General features: G+C 69.3%; 16 protein-coding genes. 8 read left to right on the forward strand and 8 right to left on the reverse strand.

Annotated elements, in window-relative coordinates; genetic code table 11:
• Positions 1–639: septation protein SepH (gene sepH, locus NX1_RS33575; protein WP_157120352.1), on the reverse strand; the 639-nt coding region annotated here is incomplete at its 3' end.
• Between the two features lie 424 nt (positions 640–1,063).
• Positions 1,064–2,188 carry a phosphoserine transaminase gene (gene serC / locus NX1_RS33580; RefSeq protein ID WP_068068777.1) on the reverse strand — a complete coding sequence of 375 codons (1,125 nt, stop codon included), beginning with the start codon at positions 2,186–2,188 and terminating at the stop codon, positions 1,064–1,066.
• 155 nt (positions 2,189–2,343) lie between these two features.
• Between serC and NX1_RS33585 the strand changes: the two genes are divergently transcribed.
• From NX1_RS33585 to NX1_RS33595, 3 genes are all read left to right on the forward strand, one after another.
• A complete protein-coding gene (locus NX1_RS33585) occupies positions 2,344–3,042 on the forward strand; it encodes a hypothetical protein (protein ID WP_068068780.1) in 699 nt (232 codons plus the stop codon).
• Between the two features lie 60 nt (positions 3,043–3,102).
• A complete protein-coding gene (locus NX1_RS33590; protein ID WP_068068783.1) occupies positions 3,103–3,744 on the forward strand; it encodes a TetR/AcrR family transcriptional regulator in 642 nt (213 codons plus the stop codon).
• 84 nt (positions 3,745–3,828) lie between these two features.
• Positions 3,829–5,244 carry a lipase family protein gene (locus NX1_RS33595; protein ID WP_068068786.1) on the forward strand — a complete coding sequence of 472 codons (1,416 nt, stop codon included), beginning with the start codon at positions 3,829–3,831 and terminating at the stop codon, positions 5,242–5,244.
• A 94-nt stretch (positions 5,245–5,338) separates the two neighbouring features.
• Here NX1_RS33595 and NX1_RS33600 read toward each other — a convergent pair whose 3' ends face one another.
• On the reverse strand, positions 5,339–6,487 hold the full coding sequence (locus NX1_RS33600; RefSeq protein ID WP_068068811.1) for a citrate synthase 2: 1,149 nt from the start codon (positions 6,485–6,487) through the stop codon (positions 5,339–5,341).
• Positions 6,488–6,607: 120 nt separating this feature from the next.
• On the opposite strand from NX1_RS33600, the gene pdxH reads away from it, so the two are divergent.
• From pdxH to NX1_RS33620, 4 genes are all read left to right on the forward strand, one after another.
• A complete protein-coding gene (pdxH, locus tag NX1_RS33605; protein ID WP_084501960.1) occupies positions 6,608–7,363 on the forward strand; it encodes a pyridoxamine 5'-phosphate oxidase in 756 nt (251 codons plus the stop codon).
• Between the two features lie 67 nt (positions 7,364–7,430).
• Complete coding sequence (locus NX1_RS33610; RefSeq protein WP_068068789.1) at positions 7,431–8,714, forward strand: MFS transporter; 1,284 nt, start codon at positions 7,431–7,433, stop codon at positions 8,712–8,714.
• Positions 8,715–8,871: 157 nt separating this feature from the next.
• A complete protein-coding gene (locus NX1_RS33615) occupies positions 8,872–10,173 on the forward strand; it encodes a citrate synthase (protein ID WP_084501961.1) in 1,302 nt (433 codons plus the stop codon).
• A gap of 32 nt (positions 10,174–10,205) precedes the next feature.
• Positions 10,206–10,565, forward strand: a complete 360-nt coding sequence (locus tag NX1_RS33620) for an FKBP-type peptidyl-prolyl cis-trans isomerase (protein ID WP_068068793.1) — start codon at positions 10,206–10,208, stop codon at positions 10,563–10,565.
• A 106-nt stretch (positions 10,566–10,671) separates the two neighbouring features.
• Here the strand turns inward: NX1_RS33620 and NX1_RS33625 are convergent, their stop codons facing one another.
• From NX1_RS33625 to NX1_RS33645, 5 genes are all read right to left on the reverse strand, one after another.
• Positions 10,672–11,844, reverse strand: a complete 1,173-nt coding sequence (locus NX1_RS33625; protein WP_068068796.1) for a YhgE/Pip domain-containing protein — start codon at positions 11,842–11,844, stop codon at positions 10,672–10,674.
• 143 nt (positions 11,845–11,987) lie between these two features.
• Positions 11,988–13,352, reverse strand: a complete 1,365-nt coding sequence (locus NX1_RS33630) for a sensor histidine kinase (protein WP_245668865.1) — start codon at positions 13,350–13,352, stop codon at positions 11,988–11,990.
• Positions 13,353–13,395: 43 nt separating this feature from the next.
• Positions 13,396–14,106 (reverse strand): response regulator transcription factor, encoded by a 711-nt coding sequence (locus tag NX1_RS33635; RefSeq protein WP_068068802.1) that lies wholly within the window; start codon positions 14,104–14,106, stop codon positions 13,396–13,398.
• Positions 14,107–14,144: 38 nt separating this feature from the next.
• Positions 14,145–14,531: a hemophore-related protein gene (locus NX1_RS33640; RefSeq protein WP_068068805.1), complete on the reverse strand. Its 387-nt coding sequence runs from the start codon at positions 14,529–14,531 to the stop codon at positions 14,145–14,147.
• 124 nt (positions 14,532–14,655) lie between these two features.
• Positions 14,656–16,740: an AMP-binding protein gene (locus NX1_RS33645; protein ID WP_068068808.1), complete on the reverse strand. Its 2,085-nt coding sequence runs from the start codon at positions 16,738–16,740 to the stop codon at positions 14,656–14,658.
• A 305-nt stretch (positions 16,741–17,045) separates the two neighbouring features.
• Here NX1_RS33645 and NX1_RS33650 point away from each other — a divergent pair.
• On the forward strand, positions 17,046–19,959 hold a 2,914-nt coding region (locus tag NX1_RS33650), incomplete at its 3' end, for a sensor histidine kinase (RefSeq protein ID WP_245668873.1).

Here is a 19,959-nt window from a genome sequence, read left to right on the forward strand (position 1 = left end):
GGGCGCGTCCAGCTCGGCCTGCGGCGGCAGGACGGTCGCCAGACCGCGCAGCGCGCGACCGAAATCGGGGTCGATCAGATCCGCGGCGGGGTCGTCGAGCGGCGAGACCGAACCGCCGTGCGCGTCGGGCTGGTAACGCCAGTGCGCGGCGATCTCGGAACGTCCGTTCTGCCATTGCAACTGGGCAACCCAGTAACCCTTTTCGTCTTTCCAGGCATCCCACTCGGCATTCTCGAGCGTGTGCCCGCGCTCGGTGAAAGCGGCGGTGACGATATCGATCAGGGTTTCCACGGCGGGGCCGTCGGGGCGCACCGGGTGCGCTTTCTGCGCGAGCTCGGCGGCGCGGGCGCGCTCGAGCAACACCGGATACGCGAAACGCTCGACCCGGCTCGCGGGCATACCGGATTCTTCGGTGACCTGTTCGACGGAGGCCCCGGCACGGATACGGGCCTGGATATCGCGGGGACGCATAGACGCTTCCATTTCGATCTCGATCTGGCCGAATCGGGCAAGGTCTCCGCGCGCGGCGGCTCGTAGCTTGTCGTCTGCGGGCAGCCGGAACTTCTGGCCGGACTCGGTGTCGATACACACGATGTGCGTGGAGTCGGGCGTCACCCCGATCACTCGAAGCTCACGCACCGTTACCTCCTTATCGCGTCGGCTCGCGACACCGCCCACTTTCCGAAACAGTAGTGCACATTCGATGATCTCGAGGCAAGACACGCGGCACCAAAATCTGCCGCGCCCTTGCGGAAACAGCTAATCTGTGACCTTTGGCGCGCTGACGCTGTGTTGTCGGCGCGCTGGCGCGCGCGGGTTCGCGGCCCCTTGTGTCTCGCTTCCGAGCGGCCGATACTCGCGACTTCGTCGCATGCGTCTCGGCCGCTCGGAAGCGAGACGGCCGCGAACGGGCTCGTAAGACTCGCCCTGGTCGGGGCTGGTAGTGCGGGGAATTGCGGTTGTCGAGTGGGGTTTACCGATTTTGGGAGTTTGTGCTCACTCGGGGTGATTCGAGCGCGGTGCCCGTGGTCTTTTCGAAGACCACGGGCACCGGGAAAATCGCTCAGGAGAGCTTTTCGACGACCCAGTCGATGCTGCGGGTGAGCTGGCTCACGTCCTCCGGATCGATGGCCGGGAACATCCCGACGCGCAGCTGGTTGCGGCCGAGCTTGCGGTAGGGCTCGGTGTCGACGATTCCGTTGGCCCGCAGCACCTTCGCGACCTGCGCCGCGTCCACCGAGTCGGCGAAGTCGATGGTGCCGACGACCTGCGAGCGGTGCGCCGGGTCGGTGACGTACGGGGTCGCGTATTCGCTCGACTCGGCCCACGAGTACAGCCGCGAGGAGGAATCCAGCGTCCGCTTGACCGCCCAGTCCAAACCGCCGTTGGCGTTCAGCCACTCGATCTGGTTGGCGAACAGCAGCAGGGTGCCGAGCGCCGGGGTGTTGTAGGTCTGGTCCTTGGTGCTGTTGTCGATCGCGACAGGCAGCGAGAGGAACTCGGGGGTCCAGCGGCCGCTGCCCTTGATCTCCTCGACCCTGGCCAGCGCGGCGGGGCTCATCAGCGCGACCCAGAGGCCGCCGTCGGCGGCGAAGCACTTCTGCGGCGCGAAGTAGTAGACGTCGGCGTCGGCGATGGTCACCGGCAGGCCGCCCGCGCCGGAGGTGGCGTCGATGGCGATCAGCGCGTGCTCCGAGCCGGCCGGACGCTGCACCGGAATGGCCACGCCCGTCGAGGTCTCGTTGTGCGCCCAGCCGATCAGGTCGGCCGACGGGTCGGCCACCGGCTCGGGGGCGCTGCCCGGCTCGGACGAGACGACGATCGGGTCGCCGATGAACGGGTTGCCCTTGGCAACGGCGGCGAACTTGCTGGAGAACTCACCGTTGGTCAGGTGCAGCGAGCGCTCGCGGATCAGACCGAACGCGGCGGCGTCCCAGAACGCGGTGGTACCGCCGTTGCCCAGCACGACCTCGTAGCCGTCCGGCAGGGCGAAGAGCTCGCGCAGGCCGCTGCGCACCCGCGCGACCACGTCCTTCACCGGCTTCTGCCGGTGAGAGGTTCCGAACACCGAGGCGCCCACCTTGACGAGGGACTCCAGCTGTTCCGGGCGCACCTTGGAGGGGCCACAGCCGAACCGTCCGTCGGCGGGCTTGAGGTCGTCGGGAATGGTCGGGAACGCAGAGGTCATGGCCAATAGGGTAAAGCGTGTCCGACCTGGTCGGTTCGTGCGGGTGGGTACCTGTGCGGCGTGACGTCTCGGAAACCAGCGAAGGTGTGATCAATTACTCATAGAACCGACGTATTGCTGTGGCGTACGCCACAGTGCGGCTACTCTTTTCGCCCATGGGCATGGCGTCGGCTGATTCCGGGTGGCGGATTCGCGCCCGGCGACCACGGAACTTCGGTCTGCGGGCGGGCGCGCTGTCCGGCGCCGCGCGGCGCGAATTGCTGATCCGGGGCACCGCGGGATCGGCGACCATCCTCGGCGTGCGTAAGAGCTCGGCGCCGTCGTTCCCGCTGCCCTTCGTTGTGGGGCCGGGGCCGCAGCCGCGGCGAGGCGAGCCCGGCCACGTGTTCTGGGTTCGCGTGCAGATCGAGGGGGAGCGCCCGTACGAGACGAGGGTGCGGCAGCGGGTGCGCGAGGAAGACCTGGAGTGGATGCAGCCCGCCGACGTGGTCGCCTGCCGGGTCGATCCCGGGGACATGGACCGGCTGGTGCTCTACCTCCCAGACGCCGACGAGGCGGTCAGGGTGAGCATCGCCAAGATCCTCGCCGACGGTCGCAGGGCCGACGCCACCGTGCTCGCGGCCTCGCCGGTGGCGGCCGACTACTCCGGCCTGGACGATCCGGTGCTCCGCCTCGATCTCGAGCTGCGCGCCTGGGACGAAACGCTGCCGTGGCGGGTCCGCCTGATCCAACCGGTGCCGCTGGCCGCGATCGGCCTCGTCGACCTCGGCCAGCACCTCGAGGTGGCGTTCTTCACTGTGGATCGCGGTGAATCCGTCGCGGTGGACTGGGCGGCCTCGCTCGGCGACGAATAGGGGTTCGGGCCACCCGGTGTACGGGGTGGGTCGAGGCGGCTCGCACTAGGGTCCTCGGATGTGAGTGCGGTGCGGTCGAGACACAGTTACGCCGGGCAGTCGGTCGCGGAGCGGCAGGTCGAGCGGCGCGCGCTGTTCGTCGAGGCCGCGCTCACGGTGTTCGCAGACAAGACGTACGCACACAGCTCCATCACCGATATCTGCGCGGCGGCGGGGTTGTCCCGCAGGCAGTTCTACGAGCAGTACGGGAGCCGCGAGGAGTTGCTCGTCGAGGTCTACGACCGGATTCAGGAGCAGGCCCGCGACGCCGTCGCGCGGGCGCTCGCCGCGGCGGACACCGTCGAGCCGCGCGTCCTGGTAGACGTGGCCATCCGCGCTTACACAGGGGCCATCGTCGGCGACATCCGCAAGGCGAAGGTCGCGTTCGTCGAGATCGTCGGGGTCAGCGAGGCGATGGAGCGGCATCGCGCCGAGGTCAGGGACCGGTGGGGCGCGGTCGTCGAGGCGGCCGCTGGAGCGTTGCCGGGCGTGCGCACCCCGCCTGGTGGCTGGCGAGTGGCCATGGCGGCGTTCATCGGCGCGGTCAACGGCCTCGTGCACCAGTGGAGCCTCGACGATCCGCGTCCGCCCGTCGAGGTGCTCGTCGACGTGCTGACCACACTGCTCACCGCGCTGGCATTGCCGGACGACACCTCGAACTGATTGCGTCCCAGACACATCCGTGCCATAGTTTGCCCCACATTGAGACGCTGGCGTCTCAATCGCGAATGGTGAGGATGTGGGTCGATGAGGACCAGTACGAGGTCCGGCCGGATGCGCCGGTTCTACATGGTGTCGATGAGCGCGGCGGTCGCCGTGTCGCTCGCGGGGGTCGGAGCGCGGGCGGGAGCGGAGCCGGACGCGCCGGTCGGTCCACCCGTCGAAGCCGCTCGGGTGCTTCCGCTGCCGCCCGAACTCGACCAGGCCTTCTATCGGCAGCCGGCGGAGGTGCTCGCCGCCGCCGCGCCGGGCGAGGTGATCGCGGTGCGCCAGGTCGACCTCGCGAACTTCGGTCTCATTCCGCTCAACGTGGACGCCTGGCAGGTCTCCTACCGCTCCAACGACAGCAGGGACCAGCCGATCTCGGCCGTCGCCACGCTGATCAAGCCGCGCGGCGTCGCGCCGGAGCCGCGCAAATTGCTGTCGTTGCAGATCGCCGAGGACTCCACCGCCGGCTACTGCACGCCCTCCTACGCGCTCCAGCACCTCTCGGTCGCGCCGCTGCTCGGGCAGATCGTGGCGCCGGGCGAATTCGTGTTCGCCCAAGCCGCCTTGCAGCAAGGCTGGGCCGTGGTCGTTCCCGACCACCAGGGCCCGAATTCCGCGTACGCGGCCGGACCGCTCGGCGGTCGCATCACCCTGGACGGAATCCGCGCCGCGACCTCGTTCGCGCCGCTGGAGGTCGGCCCGGGCGCGCCGGTCGGGCTCTACGGCTACTCGGGCGGATCCATGCCGACCGGCCACGCCGCCGAGCTACGGGCGAGCTACGCGCCGGAGCTGAACATTGTCGGCGCGGCCCAGGGCGGTGTCGGCGCCGATCTCGGCGCGACGCTGAACATGGCGAACAACCAGGCCACGGCCGGACTGGTGTTCGCCGCGGTGATGGGTCTGGCGCGCGAATATCCCGACTTCGCGGCGTTCCTGGACAGCAAAGTGAATCCGCTCGGCAAGGCGCTGATGACGCTCAAAGCGCCGCTGTGCGTGCAGTACCAGTCAGCACTGTTTCCGTTCCTGAACCTGAAGGGACTCATGCAGACCGAGGGCGATCCGCTGCACGACCCGGTGGTCGCCGCGATGCTGGAAGACACCAAGCTCGGCAAGACGGTGCCCGACATGCCGATGTTCATCTGGCATTCGGCCTGGGACGAGATCCTGCCGCTCGGCTCGACCAACGACCTGGTGAACACCTACTGCCAGAATCCGGACGCGCAGGTGCAGTTCACCCGCGATCACGCCAGCGAGCACATCGTCGCAGAGATCACCGGCGGCCCCGCGGCCCTGCTGTGGCTGCGCGACCGGCTCGACGGCGTGCCAGCCCAGGCGGGGTGCAGCACGAGCGACATGCCGACGATGCTCGCCACGCCGGGCGAGCTGCCGTTCCTGGCCTCGGTGTTCGGTGAGACCGTCGCCTCGTTCTTCGGAAAGCCGATCGGCGCACGGTAATTCGAACATTCGGAAGATGAAGCACCGCCCCTGGACGTGCATGGCACGTTCAGGGGCGGCGTGGTTTCGGGCGATCGTCTATGCGGTTGCCGGCTCAGAGGTGGGCGATGGCCGCCCAGCCCTCGACCTCTTCCGGCCTGCGCGCCGCGGGACCGGTGTAGATCGCGGCCGGGCGCACCAGCTTGCCCAGCTGCTTCTGCTCCAGGATGTGCGCGCACCAGCCCGCGGTACGGCCACAGGTGAACATGGCGGGCATCATGTGCGCGGGCACCTCGGCGAAGTCGAGGATCACCGCGGCCCAGAACTCCACATTGGTCTCGATGGCCCGGTCGGGACGACGCTCGCGCAGCTCGGCGAGCGCGGCCTGCTCCAGCGCGGCCGCCACCTCGTAGCGCGGGGCCTGCAAACGCTTGGCGGTGGCGCGCAGCACGCGGGCGCGCGGATCCTCGGCCCGGTACACCCGGTGGCCGAAGCCCATCAGCTTCTCCTTGCGGTCCAGGATGCCCTTGACCAGCGCGCGGGCGTCGCCGGTCTTCTCGACCTCTTCGATCATGGGCAGCACGCGGGCCGGGGCTCCGCCGTGCAGCGGGCCGGACATCGCGCCGATCGCGCCGGAGAGCGAGGCCGCCACATCGGCGCCGGTGGAGGCGATGACGCGGGCGGTGAAGGTGGAGGCGTTCATGCCGTGCTCGGCCGCGGAGACCCAGTAGGCGTCGATGGCCTCGGTGTGTCGCGGGTCGGGGTCGCCCTTCCATCGGGTCATGAAGCGCTCGGTGACCGTGGTGCACTCGTCGATCTTCTTCTGCGGCACCGCGGGCTGGTAGATGCCGCGCGCCGACTGCGCCACGTAGGACAGCGCCATCACCGAGGCGCGGGCCAGGTTCTCGCGGGCTTCCTGGTCGTCGATGTCGAGCAGCGGCTGGTAGCCCCAGATCGGCGCGAGCATGGCCAGACCGGCCTGCACGTCGACGCGCACGTCGCCGGTGTGCACCGGGAGCGGGAAGGGCTCGGCGGGCGGCAGGCCGCGGCCGAACTCACCGTCGACAAGCAGCGCCCACACGTCGCCGAAGGTCACCCGGCTGCCGACCAGGTCCTCGATGTCGACGCCGCGGTAGCGCAGCGCGCCGCCGTCCTTGTCCGGTTCGGCGATATCGGTGGTGAAAGCCACCACGCCCTCGAGGCCGCTGACGAAATCGCTGGGCACGGTGGCCTGGCCACCGGGAACCGCGGGGCTGGTAGTCATGTTGTGACTCTCCTTGCACTTCGGGTCGCATGAGTTCTCGTCGATGAGGGTGCCGCTCGCCGAGCACATGCCGATCACCAAAACCTTAGCTCCCTGCTACCGCAGAGTAACGTCTGGCCCATGCGTGACCTGGACAATTCAGCGTCGGATCCCGTCCTGCTCCCGCCGGACGCCGGCCGCAACGCGATCGAGCTCCCGGCCGACACCGATCTGTCCGCGATGCGGGTCGAGTACGGCGGCGCGCCCTTCGGCTCCGGCGAGGACATCGACCTCGACGAAACGTGGCTGGGCGGGGGCTGGGAGCCGCTGTTGCGCCACTGGATCGAGCAGGCCACCGCCGTCGGCATCGCCGAGCCCAACGCGATGGTCCTGGCCACGGTCTCGCTGGCCGACGGCGTGCCGCGACCGGTCGCTAGAACCGTGCTCTGCAAAGGACTCTCACCCGAAGGTGTGACTTTTTACACGAATTACGACTCAGCCAAGGGCGCCCAACTGGCCGCCGTCCCGTTCGCCGCGGCGACGTTCCTGTGGCCCGCGCTCGGCAGGCAGGTGCACGTGCGCGGGCCGGTCGAGAAATCCTCCGCCGACCAGACCTCGGTGTACTGGCGCTCGCGTCCGCGCGACTCCCAACTCGGAGCGTGGGCCTCGCAGCAGTCCCGCCCGATCGGGTCGCGGGCCGAACTGGATCGCGCGCTTGCCGAGACCACCGCGCGCTTCGCCGACGTCGACGAGATCCCGGTGCCGCCGCACTGGGGCGGCTATCTGCTGCGCCCCGACGAGGTGGAGTTCTGGCAGGGCCGACGCGGCAGGCTGCACAACAGGATCCGGGTGCGGATCGCCGAGGGCCTGATGGCGGTCGATCGCTTGCAGCCCTGACAAGAGATGATTCATGTGATGAATATCGCGTCGTCTCGCAGGTCGGGAACTCGCTAATCTCCGGCCGGTGAAGCTGCTCGCCGACACCACCCCGCTGCGCAATCCCGACTATCGCAGGCTGTGGACGACCAACATCGTCACCGTCGTCGGGGCCCAGCTGTCGGTGGTCGCGGTACCGCAGCAGATCTTCCAGATCACCGGCAGTTCCGGATATGTCGGGCTTTCCGGACTTTTCGGACTCGTGCCGCTGATCCTGTTCGGGCTGTGGGGCGGTGCGCTCGCCGACGTCATGGACCGGCGCAAGCTGATGGTCGTCACCACCGCGGGCACCGGCGTCACCGCGGTGCTGTTCTGGGCGCAGGCGGCGGCAGGCCTCGACAACGTCTGGGTGGTGCTTGTCCTATTCGCCGTGCAGCAGGCGTTCTTCGCGGTGAACCAGCCGACCCGAAGCGCGGCCATATCCCGCATCCTGCCGCCGGAACAACTCGCCGCCGCCAGTTCGCTGAGCATGACCGTGCAGCAGGTCGGCGCCATCGCGGGGCCGGTGCTCGCGGGCGCGCTCATCCCGTTGATCGGCCTGTCGACGCTCTACCTCGTCGACGCCGTCGCCCTGCTCGTGACGCTGTGGGCGGTGTGGCGGCTGCCCGCGTTCCCGCCGACCGGCGACGCGCGCAGGGCCGGATTCCGCACGGTCCTTGACGGATTCGCGTACCTGGCCACCCAGCGCATCCTGCTCGCTTCGTTCCTCGTCGACGTCATCGCGATGGTGTTCGGCATGCCGCGCGCGCTGTTCCCGCAGATCGCCCACGAGACCTTCGGCGATCCGGCCAGCGGCGGCGTCGCGCTCGGCCTGCTGTTCGCGGCCATGTCGGCGGGCGCGGTGCTCGGCGGCGTGTTCTCCGGGTGGATTCCGCGCATTCGCCGCCAGGGTCTGGCCGTGATCGTCTGCATCGCGCTGTGGGGCGTCGCGATGGTCGGCTTCGGGCTCGCGGTCGGCCTGGCCGGGCAACTGTTCGGGCTCGGCGTCTGGCTGTGGATCGCGGTGGCGTTCCTCGCTTTCGGCGGCGCGGTCGACATGGTGTCCGCCGCGCTGCGCACCACCATGTTGCTGACCGTCGCCACCGACGAGATGCGCGGTCGCCTGCAAGGCGTGTTCATCGTGGTAGTCGCGGGCGGCCCGCGGATCGGTGATGTTGCCCACGGTTTTGCCGCGGCGAGCCTGGGTACCGCGGTCGCCGCTGCCGGCGGCGGAGTGCTGGTGGTGATCGGTGTCGTGCTGGCCGCGTTGGCCTTCCCGGCATTCGTTCGCTACCGAGTCTCCCGCGCGCACACCGAATCGCTGCCCGCATGACCGGCGAAACCTCACCTGACGACGCGGCGTTTGTGAGGTCGCTCGGTGGGCACCCTCGTGGCTGGGCCGCGTGGACAGCGACTAGCGTCTAGGTAATCGCACCGCCGTGCCGACCGCACTTCGATGCCGACGGTCCTAGCCTGAGAGGGATCCTTCCGTGCCCGAGAACGACATCAACGACGCCAAACCGGTGCTGAGCTACCCGGGTGGCGAATACGCCATGACGATCACCGAAGCCTCAGAAGGCAACGACGGTGTCGACCTCGGCAAATTGCTGGCCAGCACCGGGTATGTCACGTACGACCCCGGATTCATGAACACCGCCCCGACCAAGTCGGCGATCACCTACATCGACGGCGAAGCGGGCATCCTGCGCTACCGCGGTTACCCGATCGATCAGCTGGCGGCGTCCTCGACCTTCATCGAGGTCAGCTACCTGCTCATCTACGGCGAGCTGCCGAGTCAGGCTCAGCTCGACGAGTTCACCGACCGGATCCGCCGCCACACGCTGCTGCACGAAGACCTCAAGCGGTTCTTCGACGGCTTCCCGCGCAACGCGCACCCCATGCCGGTGCTCTCCTCCGCGGTCAACGCGCTTTCGGCGTACTACCAGGACTCGCTCGACCCGCGCGACCCCGAGCAGGTCGAGCTGTCCACCATCCGCCTGCTCGCCAAGCTGCCGACCATCGCGGCCTACTCGTACAAGAAGTCCGTCGGCCAGCCGTTCCTCTACCCGGACAACTCGCTGAGCCTGGTGGAGAACTTCCTGCGGATGACCTTCGGCTTCCCGGCCGAGCCCTACGAGGTCGACCCCGAAGTCGCGGCCGCGCTGGACATGCTGCTGATCCTGCACGCCGACCACGAGCAGAACTGTTCCACCTCGACCGTGCGCCTGGTCGGCTCCTCGGACGCCAACCTGTTCACCTCGGTGTCCGGCGGCATCAACGCGCTGTGGGGCCCGCTGCACGGTGGCGCCAACCAGGCCGTGCTCGAGATGCTCGACGACATCAAGGCCCAGGGCGGCGACGTCAAGGAGTTCATCCGCAAGGTCAAGAACAAGGAAGACGGCGTGAAGCTCATGGGCTTCGGGCACCGCGTCTACCGCAACTACGACCCGCGCGCCTCCATCGCCAAGAAGCACGCCGACGCCATCCTGCGCAAGCTCGGCGGCGACGACGAACTGTTCGACATCGCCCAGGCGCTCGAAGAGGCCGCGCTCACCGACGACTACTTCGTCTCGCGCCAGCTGTACCCGAACGTCGACTTCTACACCGGCGTCATCTACAAGGCCATGGGCTTCCCGACCCGCATGTTCACCGTGCTGTTCGCGATGGGCCGGCTGCCCGGCTGGATCGCGCACTGGCGCGAAATGCACAGCGAGCCGCTGAAGATCGGCCGCCCGCGCCAGATCTACACCGGTTACGGCGCGCGGGACTACCGCGAGATCACCAACCGCTGACAATCAACCCACCTATCGAAGGGGATAGCCGAATGACCAAGCCGGTTGTCGAATTCCAAGAGGGCCCCGCGCCCACCGAGCTCGTGATCAAGGACCTTGTCGTGGGCGAGGGCAAGGAAGCCGTGCCCGGCGGCACCGTCGAGGTGCACTACGTCGGTGTCGAATTCGACAGCGGCGAGGAATTCGATTCGTCGTGGAAGCGTGGCGAATCCATCACCTTCCCGCTGCGCGGCCTGATCCAGGGCTGGCAGGACGGCATCCCCGGCATGAAGGTCGGCGGCCGCCGTCAGCTCACCATCCCGCCGGAGCTCGCCTACGGTGCGGCCGGTTCGGGCCACCACCTTTCCGGCAAGACCCTGGTCTTCGTGATCGACCTGCTGAACGCGGGCTGATCGGCCGACGAATCCCCGTGGCCCGCACTCTCCGGAGTGCGGGCCACGGTCGTATCCGGGGTGCTTCGAGGGAACCGGAGCGGTTTCCGTTGCGCCGCAGCGGCGCTCACTCGCGGACGATCTCGACCGGGTCGGTGAGGGCGAGGGCGATGGCGGACTGCTGAGTGGTGCTGCGCATCGGGAGGGCGTCCATGGCCTTGCCGGTCTGCGTGCTGAGGTTGGTCACGATCTGCTGAAGCTGAGTGACCCCGCCGGTGAGCTGGCCGATGGCGTCGACCAGTTGCGCGCCGCCCTGTTCGGCGAGCTGGGGGAGACCCTCTGCGAGCTTGGCGCCCTCGTTGAGCTGGGCGCTGGCGGACTGGAGGCGTCCGACGACGGTCCGCAGCAGCGCGCCCAGGTCGGTGTTCGGGTCGACGGCGCCGCCGACGAGTAGATCGAGGCCGTCGAGCTGGGAGCCCGCCTGACCCGAAACAGCGCGTAGCGCATCGAGTTTGCCGATGATGTCGGCCAGCGAGGGATCGTTGGCGAAGGGCAGCGCGCGCAGCAGCGGCAGGATCTGGTCCAGCCCCGCGCTGACGGTGCCCGCGGTCTGCTGCACCTGTGCGATCGTGATCCCGGTCGAATCCAATGCTTCGGCAAGCTGATTCGCCTGCATGGCCGCGCCGTCGACGGTGTCGTTGAGCATGGCGATCGCCGAAGTCAGCTGCGCGGAGCCCTCTTTCGCGAATTCCAGGAAGCCGAGGAGCTGATCGGCGCCTGCGCTGAATTGATCGGCGCCAGAGGCCGCGGCGTTCACCCCGGCGCTGAGCAGCTGGGCGGTGAACTGCACGCCGGTGAGCTGGCTGCGGGCCTGGGCAACGGCGGCCAGCGCGGCGTCGACGCCGGTCGCGCCGATGCGGTGGGTCACCGCCTGGACAGCCCCGTTCACCAGGTCGCCGTCGGCGTTGTCGTGCGCGGCGACGGTGACGATGGCGCGCTGCGGTTGCGGGCTTGCCAGCGTGCCCATGGCTTGGGTGAGATCGGCGGGCAGCGTGATCACGGCCGCGTAGTCGTCGGCGTCGGCCTCACCCGGTTTCACCATGGTCCATTCGTAGCCGGCGCCGTCCTGCTCCAGTGCCTGCACGATGCGCGCGCCCGTCGGCCCGGTGTCGGCATTGATCAGAGCTATCTTCGACGGCGCCGAACCCGGGCCCGAGCAGGCGGTGAGTGCACCTCCGATCGCTCCTGCGGTGACGATCCCAACGGCGAGCAGGGCCCAGCGGGCGCGATGTCCGATCACGAGAGCTGACCCTAGGGACCGCTGCTAACGCTCCCGTTGGCGTTTCTCTGAGAGTTCGGTAAGGGCGCAAAGGTTTTCGTTGCGTCCGGTCGCGCTCTCGCGATGCGCGTCACACCCGGACGCGGCGCGCTTCGGGACGATCCTCAGCGGTTTCGGTAACCGGCCCCGTTCGACGGCAACTGATCGCCGACGCGATGCCGCTCCGGCAGGTCGAGCACCAGCCGCGCGCCGCCGAGGGGACTGTCCTCGAAGTACGCCCGACCGCCGTGCAACTGGGCCTGCTGGGCGACCAGCGCCAGGCCGAGCCCGGAGCCGCCCTTGCTGGCCTGGCTGCCGCGATAGAACCGGTCGAAGACGGCGTCGCGCTCCTCGACCGGAATGCCGCGCCCGTTGTCGTCGACGGCGATCACGATGTGGCCCCACGGCGTTCGGTGCGCAGAGACCACCGCCTCGGTGGCCCTGCCGTGCTTCACCGAGTTGGCGAGGGCGTTGTCCACCGCGAGGCGAAGGCCTGCGGGCAGGCCGCGGGTCACCAGTTCGGCGTCGGTCTCGATGCGCACGGTCAGGCCGGGGAAGTGCCGCATGGCGTCGTGCGCTGCCTGGTCGCACAGGTCGCCGACATCGGTGTCCACGTGATCGCGTTCGTTGGTGAGATCGCCGGTGGCCAAACGTTCCAGCGCGGCCAGCGTGGTCTCCACCCGGCCCTGGCTGCGTTGCAGGTCGGCGAGGATCTCCGCGCGCTGCGTCTCGTCCAGGTCGAGGGTGCGCAGCACCTCCAGGTCGGTGCGCATCGCGGTGAGCGGGGTGCGCAGTTCGTGGGCGGAGACGGCGGCGAAATCGCGCGCGGTCTCCAGCGCGGCCGCGGTCTCCTCCTGCGCCTGGTCCACTCGTTGCAGCATGCGGTTCACCGCGTCGGCCAGCTCCTCGGCCTCGCGCATGCCCTTGCCGTCCACCGGGGGCTGCGGATTGTCGCGATCGGGAAAGGCGCTGCGGGCACCGACCTGACTGGTGAGGTCGACGATCGGCCGCACCGCGCGGCCGGCGAGCAACCAGCCGAGCGCGCCGGCGGCCGCCACCGCGAGCAGCGCGCCGCCCATCACCCAGCGCTGCTGCTCCGCCGTGGCGCGAGCCGCCTCGTCGGCCGGAATGCCAAGGGAGACAGTGCGATCCGGCGGTTGGTTCTCGGTCGTGGTGAGCACGCGGTACGGGACGCCGCCCACCGTGACGGTGCGCGAACCGGTGGGCAGGTCGGGGAGCTGGACCGGGCTGCTCGCCACCACGGAACCCTTGTCGCGCACCGTAATAGCCATGTCGTCGTTGAGCCCGGTCAATCCCAGCACGCCGACCGCGATCACCGGGTCGAGCAGGACGAGGCGGGACGCGACCGCGAGCTGCTGGTCGCTCTGCTGCAGATTGGTGCGCTCGATCGCCTGCACGGTGATCGCGCTCAACGCGGTCACGATGATGACGGCGCCGGCGGCCGCCGCGCCCGCGACCCGGGTGCGCAACGAAAAGGTTTTGCGCCCACGCGTATTCACGGCACGGCCGGATTCATTTCGGCGCTCGCAGGACGAATCCGACGCCGCGGATGGTGTGCAGCAGACGCGGGGTGTCGCCGATCTCCAGCTTGCGGCGCAGATAGCCGACGAAGACGTCGACCACATTGGTGTCGGCGGCGAAGTCGTAGCCCCACACCAGTTCCAGCAGACGCTCCCGGCTCAGCACCACGCCCACGTTGCGGGCCAATGTGGACAGCAGCTCGAATTCCCTTTTGGTCAGTTCGATTTCGGTGCCGTGCAGCAGTGCGCGATAACCCGCGACGTCTATTTCGAGCGGACCGACGGTGATCGCGCCGGGAGTCGCAGGGGCGGGCGTGTCGGTGCGGCGGCGCAGCAGCGCGCGGATCCGCGCGACGAGCTCGGCGAGCACGAACGGTTTCACCAGGTAGTCGTCGGCGCCTGATTCCAGCCCGGAGATTCGGTCGTCCACCGAGGCGCGGGCGCTGAGCACGCAGATCGGCACTTCGTTGCCCATGGCGCGCAGCGCGGTCACCACCCCGGCGCCGTCGAGCACCGGCATGTTCATGTCCAGCACGATGGCGTCGGGAGCGTGCTCGCTCACGCTGCGCAGCGCCGCGGCGCCGTCTCGGGCGACCAGCACCCGGAAACCGGACAGCCGCAGGCCGCGCTCGACGGAGGCGAGCACGTCCTCGTCGTCATCGACAACGAGGACGGTCGGCGTCGAGGGGGTCACGTCGTTCATTCTGCCGGTCCCGGGTGCGGTCGTCGGTCAGGCTGCGATCAGTAGTTGTGGCAGGCCGCCGCGACGGCCTGGATCGTCTCGCGCAGTCCCGCGGCGCGCGGATCGTTCTCCGCCTCGCGCGCGGCCCCCGGGTTCTCGTCGACCAGGCGCTGGAACTCGGCGCGGCGTTGTTCCACCGGCTGGTCGAAGCGGCGCTGCAACTCCGCCTTCCTGGACGGGTTCGCGTCCAGCATCGCGGCCAGCTGCGGCGCCTTGTCGTGCAGCGCTGCGTCGACCTGGGCGAACGAGCAATCCGAGGCGAGCAGCGGCGCGGCCAGCTCCGCCGGGTCGGCGGACGCGAGCGCCGGGGAAAGCAGTATCGCCACCGTGGCCATGCCGCCAGCGGCCAGCGCGGCACGACCGGTGCGACGACGGAAAGAGTTCATCGAGAATGCCTCCAGTTCTTCGAGGGATCGAGCGAAAGCGCATCCGACGCTATTGCGAAGCGCTGGCACGCGGGTGAGCGATCCCTGAGAAAGCTCTGAGGGCACGATCGCCGCCGGAGCGGAATCAGGACGGCGCAACAGGATCCGAGTCGGGCAGGGTCGCCTCGCCGTTGTCCGACGCGGCGTTCGCCTCCTCGTCGGCCCTGGTGGTGATGATCTGATCCTCCAGCGCGGCGAGCACGGCGGGGTCTTCGATGGTGGATGGCATGTCGTAGGGGTCGCCCGCGGTGATCTGCCGGATCGTCTTGCGCAGGATCTTGCCCGATCTGGTCTTCGGCAGCCCGGCGACGACGACCGCGTCGTGCAGCGCGGCGATCGCGCCGATTTTCTCGCGCACCAGGGCGATCAGTTCGTCGCGCAACTGCGCCGTGTCGACCTCGACGCCTTCCTTGAGCACCACGTAGGCGATCGGGCGCTGGCCCTTGAGCTCGTCGGGCAGACCGATCACCGCGCACTCGGCCACCGCCTCGTGGCCCGCGATGGCGGCCTCGATGCTGCCCGCGGACAGGCGGTGGCCCGCCATGTTGATCACGTCGTCGCTGCGGCCGAGGACGTAGAGGTAGCCGTCCTCGTCGAAGTAGCCCGAGTCGCCGGTCAGGTAGTGCCCGGGGAAGGCCGACATGTAGGAACGGCTGAACCGGCGCTCGTCCTGCCATAGCCCGGTCAGGGTGCCGGGCGGCATGGGTAGCCCGATGACGATGTTGCCCTCGGTGCCCGCCGGGACGGGGTTGCCTTCGGCGTCGAGCACCCGCAGCCGATAGCCGGGCACCGGCACCGAGGCCGAACCCGGCTTGATCGGCAGCTCCTGGAGGCCGAGCAGGTTGGCGCAGATCGGCCAGCCGGTCTCGGTCTGCCACCAGTGGTCGACGACCGGGCAGTCGGGCCGGTCGGCCAGCAAGGTGCCGGTCGCCCACTCGTAGGTGGCCGGGTCGAGCCGCTCGCCCGCGCAGAAGAGCGCGCGCAGCGAGGACAGGTCGTAGTTGCGGGCCAGCTTGGCCTCGGCGTCCGCCTTGCGGATGGCGCGCAGCGCGGTCGGCGCGGTGAACAGCACGCGCACCCCGTATTCGGCGACCACCCGCCAGAAGGCGCCCGAGTCGGGAGTGCCTACCGGCTTGCCCTCATAGAGCAGCGTGGTCGCGCCGACCAGCAGCGGCGCGTAGACGATGTAGGAGTGGCCGACCACCCAGCCGACGTCGGAGGCGGCCCACATCACCTGGCCCGGCCCGACGTCGTAGATGTTGCGCATCGACCAGGCCAGCGCGACGGCGTGGCCGCCGTTGTCGCGGACGACGCCCTTCGGCTTCCCCGTGGTGCCCGAGGTGTACAGGATGTAGAGCGGATCGGTGGCCGCGACCGGCACCGGATCGGCGGGCTCCGCGTCGCGTACCGCGTCCTCCCAGTCCAGCCACTGCGCCGCGACGGTGTCTTCGGAGCTGGGCAGCGTCTCGGTGGCCGCCTGTGGCGCGGCGAAGGTGATCGGCGTGAACTGGTCGGGGCGCTGCTTGACGATCACGTGCCGCGGCGCGGTGGTCTGCGCGAGGTCGAGCGCCTGCAACACGATCGGCGGGTATTCGATCTTGCGGCCCGGCTCGATGCCGCCGGAGGCGGTGACGATCAGCACAGGCTGGGCGTCATCGATGCGGGCGGCCAGTTCAGGGGCGGCGAAGCCGCCGAACACCACCGAGTGCACCGCGCCGATTCGCGCGCAAGCGAGCATCGCGATCACGGCTTCGGGGATCATCGGCAGATAGATGACCACCCGATCGCCCTTGCGGACACCGAGCCGGGCCATCGCGCCCGCGAAAGTGGCCACCGCGTCGAGCAGTTCGGCGTAACTGAAAACGACCTTTGCGCCGGTCATAGCGGAGTCGTATATTAGGGCGGCCCGATCGGCCAGGCCCCCCTCGGCGGCAGTGCCGGTGCGCACGTGACGGTCGAGGGCATTGAAGGAGGTATTGAGGCTGGCATCCGGAAACCACCTGGCCACGGGCCTGGCGGTGGGGTCGACGATCTGGCCGGGGGGCACCTCCCAGTCGATCGCTTCGGCCGCGCTGGTCCAGAATTCGGCGGGATCGACCAGGCTGGTCTGATAGACCGGTCGGTAGTCGTGCTTCGCGCGCCCACCTGTCGACCGGCCACCGCCCCCCACCGAATCAGCCTGTGATGCTGTGCTCAAACCTGTGACTCCCTAGCTTCGCCTCGACGCCCGCCTCGATAGATCTGCATGATTGTGGCAGACTTCACGCGACGCCCGGGTGGGTGCCGCGACCTTTGGTTTTGCCTGGAACGGGCAGGTCAAAGCCCGTAGCTATACTCGATGTCACCCAAGCTGTTATTGATCCGTTAGAATCTGATGTCACTTATTTCGGCCGTCGTAGACGCAATTTCTCGGCCAGCCGCAGTTCTCGGCCAGCTCCACCCGTCGAGCCAGCATGCGATTGTGGAGGTTCGCTGATGGCGCGCGTGGATGGGGCCAGTTTGGAAAGTGAGTGGGAGATGCGTGACGCCGCAAGGTCCGGCAAGAAGCGCTGGGCGCTCGGCAATTGGGACCTGCGCTGGAAGGTTACGGCGGTTCTTGCCGTGCCGCTGGCGGTCGCGGTGGGGCTCGGCGTGTCGAGGATTACCTCGGAGTTCACCGAAGCGAACCGCTTGGAAGGGGTCGCAGGGAACATCGAGGCGATCCCGGCCGTCACCGGCCTGAGTGCGTCCGCGGCGACGGTCGCGGGCTCGCAGATGGTCTCGCTGTTGCCGGGTCAGAGCGTGGTGACCGACCAGGACCTCAGTGACCTGGACAAGGCGATATCCACGGCGCAGAGCGCCGTGAGCAAACTCGCCGGGCAGCCGAAGGCCGAGTCCGCGCTGCAGAACATGGTCACCGAGGCCAAGGCGATTCTGTCCAGAGGCAAGGCCGCCGCCGACCCGGCGGAGGCGCTGGGCGGGATCGACAGGATCCGCAACGACAGCGTGCGGATCGTGGAGAGCACCGTCTCGCAGGTCTCCGACCCCGCGCTGGACGCCGCGAAGCTGCGCCTCGTCGACTCGTTGAACACTCGTGCCACCCTGGTCGGTGAGCTCGCCGCGTTCAACGACGTGCTGCACAGCACCCAGGCCGGCATCGCGTCCTTCTTGACGGCCGCGAACACCGAGCGGCAGCTGCTGAACGTGCTCGCGCACCGCTTCCCCGACGGCGACGCCTCGATCGCGGACATGCGCGCGGGCGTCGACAACCGCGTCTCGCTGCTGGGCAGCCCGGAGGCGGCGGCGGGCAAGATTCCGCTCGGCGAGTTGAAGAACTCGCTGACCGGCAGCGTCGACGTCTACGAGCGAGTGGTCGCCAAGGCCACCAAGGACATCGACACCGCGATGGACACGCTGGCCGCCACGGCCAACCGCGACGCGTGGACCTATACCGCGGTCGTCATCGCGACCATCCTCGCCGCGCTGCTGCTCGCGGTGTTCGTCGCGCGCTCGATGATCGTGCCGCTGCACCAGCTGCGTCTCGCCGCGCTGCGCGTGGCCGAGAGCGATCTGCCGCACGAGGTCGCCCAGCTGCGGCAAGGCGCCCGCCCAGAGGACGTGCCGCTGGAGCCGATGCCGGTGCGCAGCACCGAGGAAATCGGTCAGCTGGCGCGCGCCGTCGACGACATCCACGGCCAGGCGCTTCGCCTCGCGAGTGACCAGGCGCAGATGCGCCGCCAGGTGAACGACATGTTCGAGACCCTGGCCAGACGATCCAAGTCGCTGGTCGACCACCAGCTGACCCTCATCGAGGCGATGGAGTACGACGAGAAGGACCCCCGCCTGTTGGAGAACCTCTTCCGGCTGGACCATCTCGCCGCCCGTATGCGTCGTAACGGCGACAACCTGCTGATTCTGGCGGGTACCAAACAGCGCCGCGGTAAGTCGGCGCCGGTCGAGATCGCCGACGTGCTGCGCGCCGCGATCTCCGAGGTCGAGGACTACGAGCGCGTCAAGCTCGGCGCGACGCCACGCGGTTCGCTGAAGGAACCGGCCGCCTCCGACCTCGCGCACCTGTTCGCCGAGCTGCTGGACAACGCGCTGCGTGCCTCCCCGCCGGAGACCGACGTGAAGTTCACCTTCGCGCAGGCGCACGACCAGGGCATGCTCATCGAGGTCGCCGACCGCGGCATCGGTATGCCGCCCACGGAAATGGCCGAGATCAACAGGAAGCTCGAGCAGACCGCGGAACCGGGGCCCGACACCGCCCGGCACATGGGTCTGTTCGTGGTCGGCCGCCTGGCCGAGCGCCACGGCCTCACCGTGCGGCTGCGCCCGACCTTCGACACCGCGCGCGATCCCGGTGTGACCGTGACGGTGCACGTGCCGATCGGACTGATCGTCGCCGGGCAGCCGATCTCGGGCCCGCAGCCCGTGACGCCGACGCCGTCGCCCGCCGCACCGCAGCGCCAGTCGACGTCGTCGTCCATGCAGATGCGCTCGATCACCCGCACGCCGGGTGGCAACATGATGGTCACCGTCGACCCAGGGGTGAGCGGACCGATTCCGGTCAGCAAGCCCGCCGAGGCCGGCGACTCCGATGGACTCCCCCAGCGTCAGCCGGGCAACACGATGGCGACTGGACTGCGCCAGGACACGGCCCAGTCGAGCCCGACCCTGCGTCCGCAGCCCGGCCAGACCTCCAACGGTCCGCAGCGCGGCAAGCTCGCCGCGGCGAGCCTGCCCAAGCGCAACCTATCCCCGGGCGGTCCGCAGCGGCCGCCGACGCCGCCGACGGTCAGCGGCGCGAAGCCGGGCGGTATCGGTGCGCCGCCGCCGCAGCGTGAGACCCCGAAGTCCGGCGATCTCCCGCAGCGTCAGCCAGGCGCCAACGGCGTACCGAATCCGACCGCTGGCGGCGGCCTGCCGCAACGTCAGCCCGGTACGAACGGCGCGCCCGCGCGGGACGCGGCCTCGGGTCTGTCTCCGCGCGATTCGGCAGCCACTGGTTTGCCGCAGCGTGATTCCGCCCCCGGTAATTTGCCGCAGCGTGATCCCGCCCCCGGTGGTTTGCCGCAGCGTGATTCCGCGTCCGGTGGTTTGCCGCAGCGCGGCCCCGCGTCCGGTGGTTTGCCGCAGCGCGGCCCCGCGGCGGGCGGTCTGCCGCAGCGTCAGCCGGGCGCCAACGGAATGCCGCCGCGTAAGCCGTCTTCCGGCCTGCCGCCGCGTGATTCCGCCGCGAACGGTCTGACGCAGCGTGACGCGGCGCCGAACGGTCTGACGCAACGTGACGCGGCGCCCGGCGGTCTGCCGCAGCGGGAGCCCGGCGCGAACGGTGCGCCCGCGCGCGACGCCTCGGGTCTGCCGCAGCGTGACCCGTCCTCTGGTGGTCTGCCGCAGCGTGACCCGT

It is taken from the genome of Nocardia xishanensis NBRC 101358 (genome assembly GCF_001613365.1).
In the GTDB taxonomy this organism is placed as follows: Bacteria; Actinomycetota; Actinomycetes; order Mycobacteriales; family Mycobacteriaceae; genus Nocardia; species Nocardia xishanensis.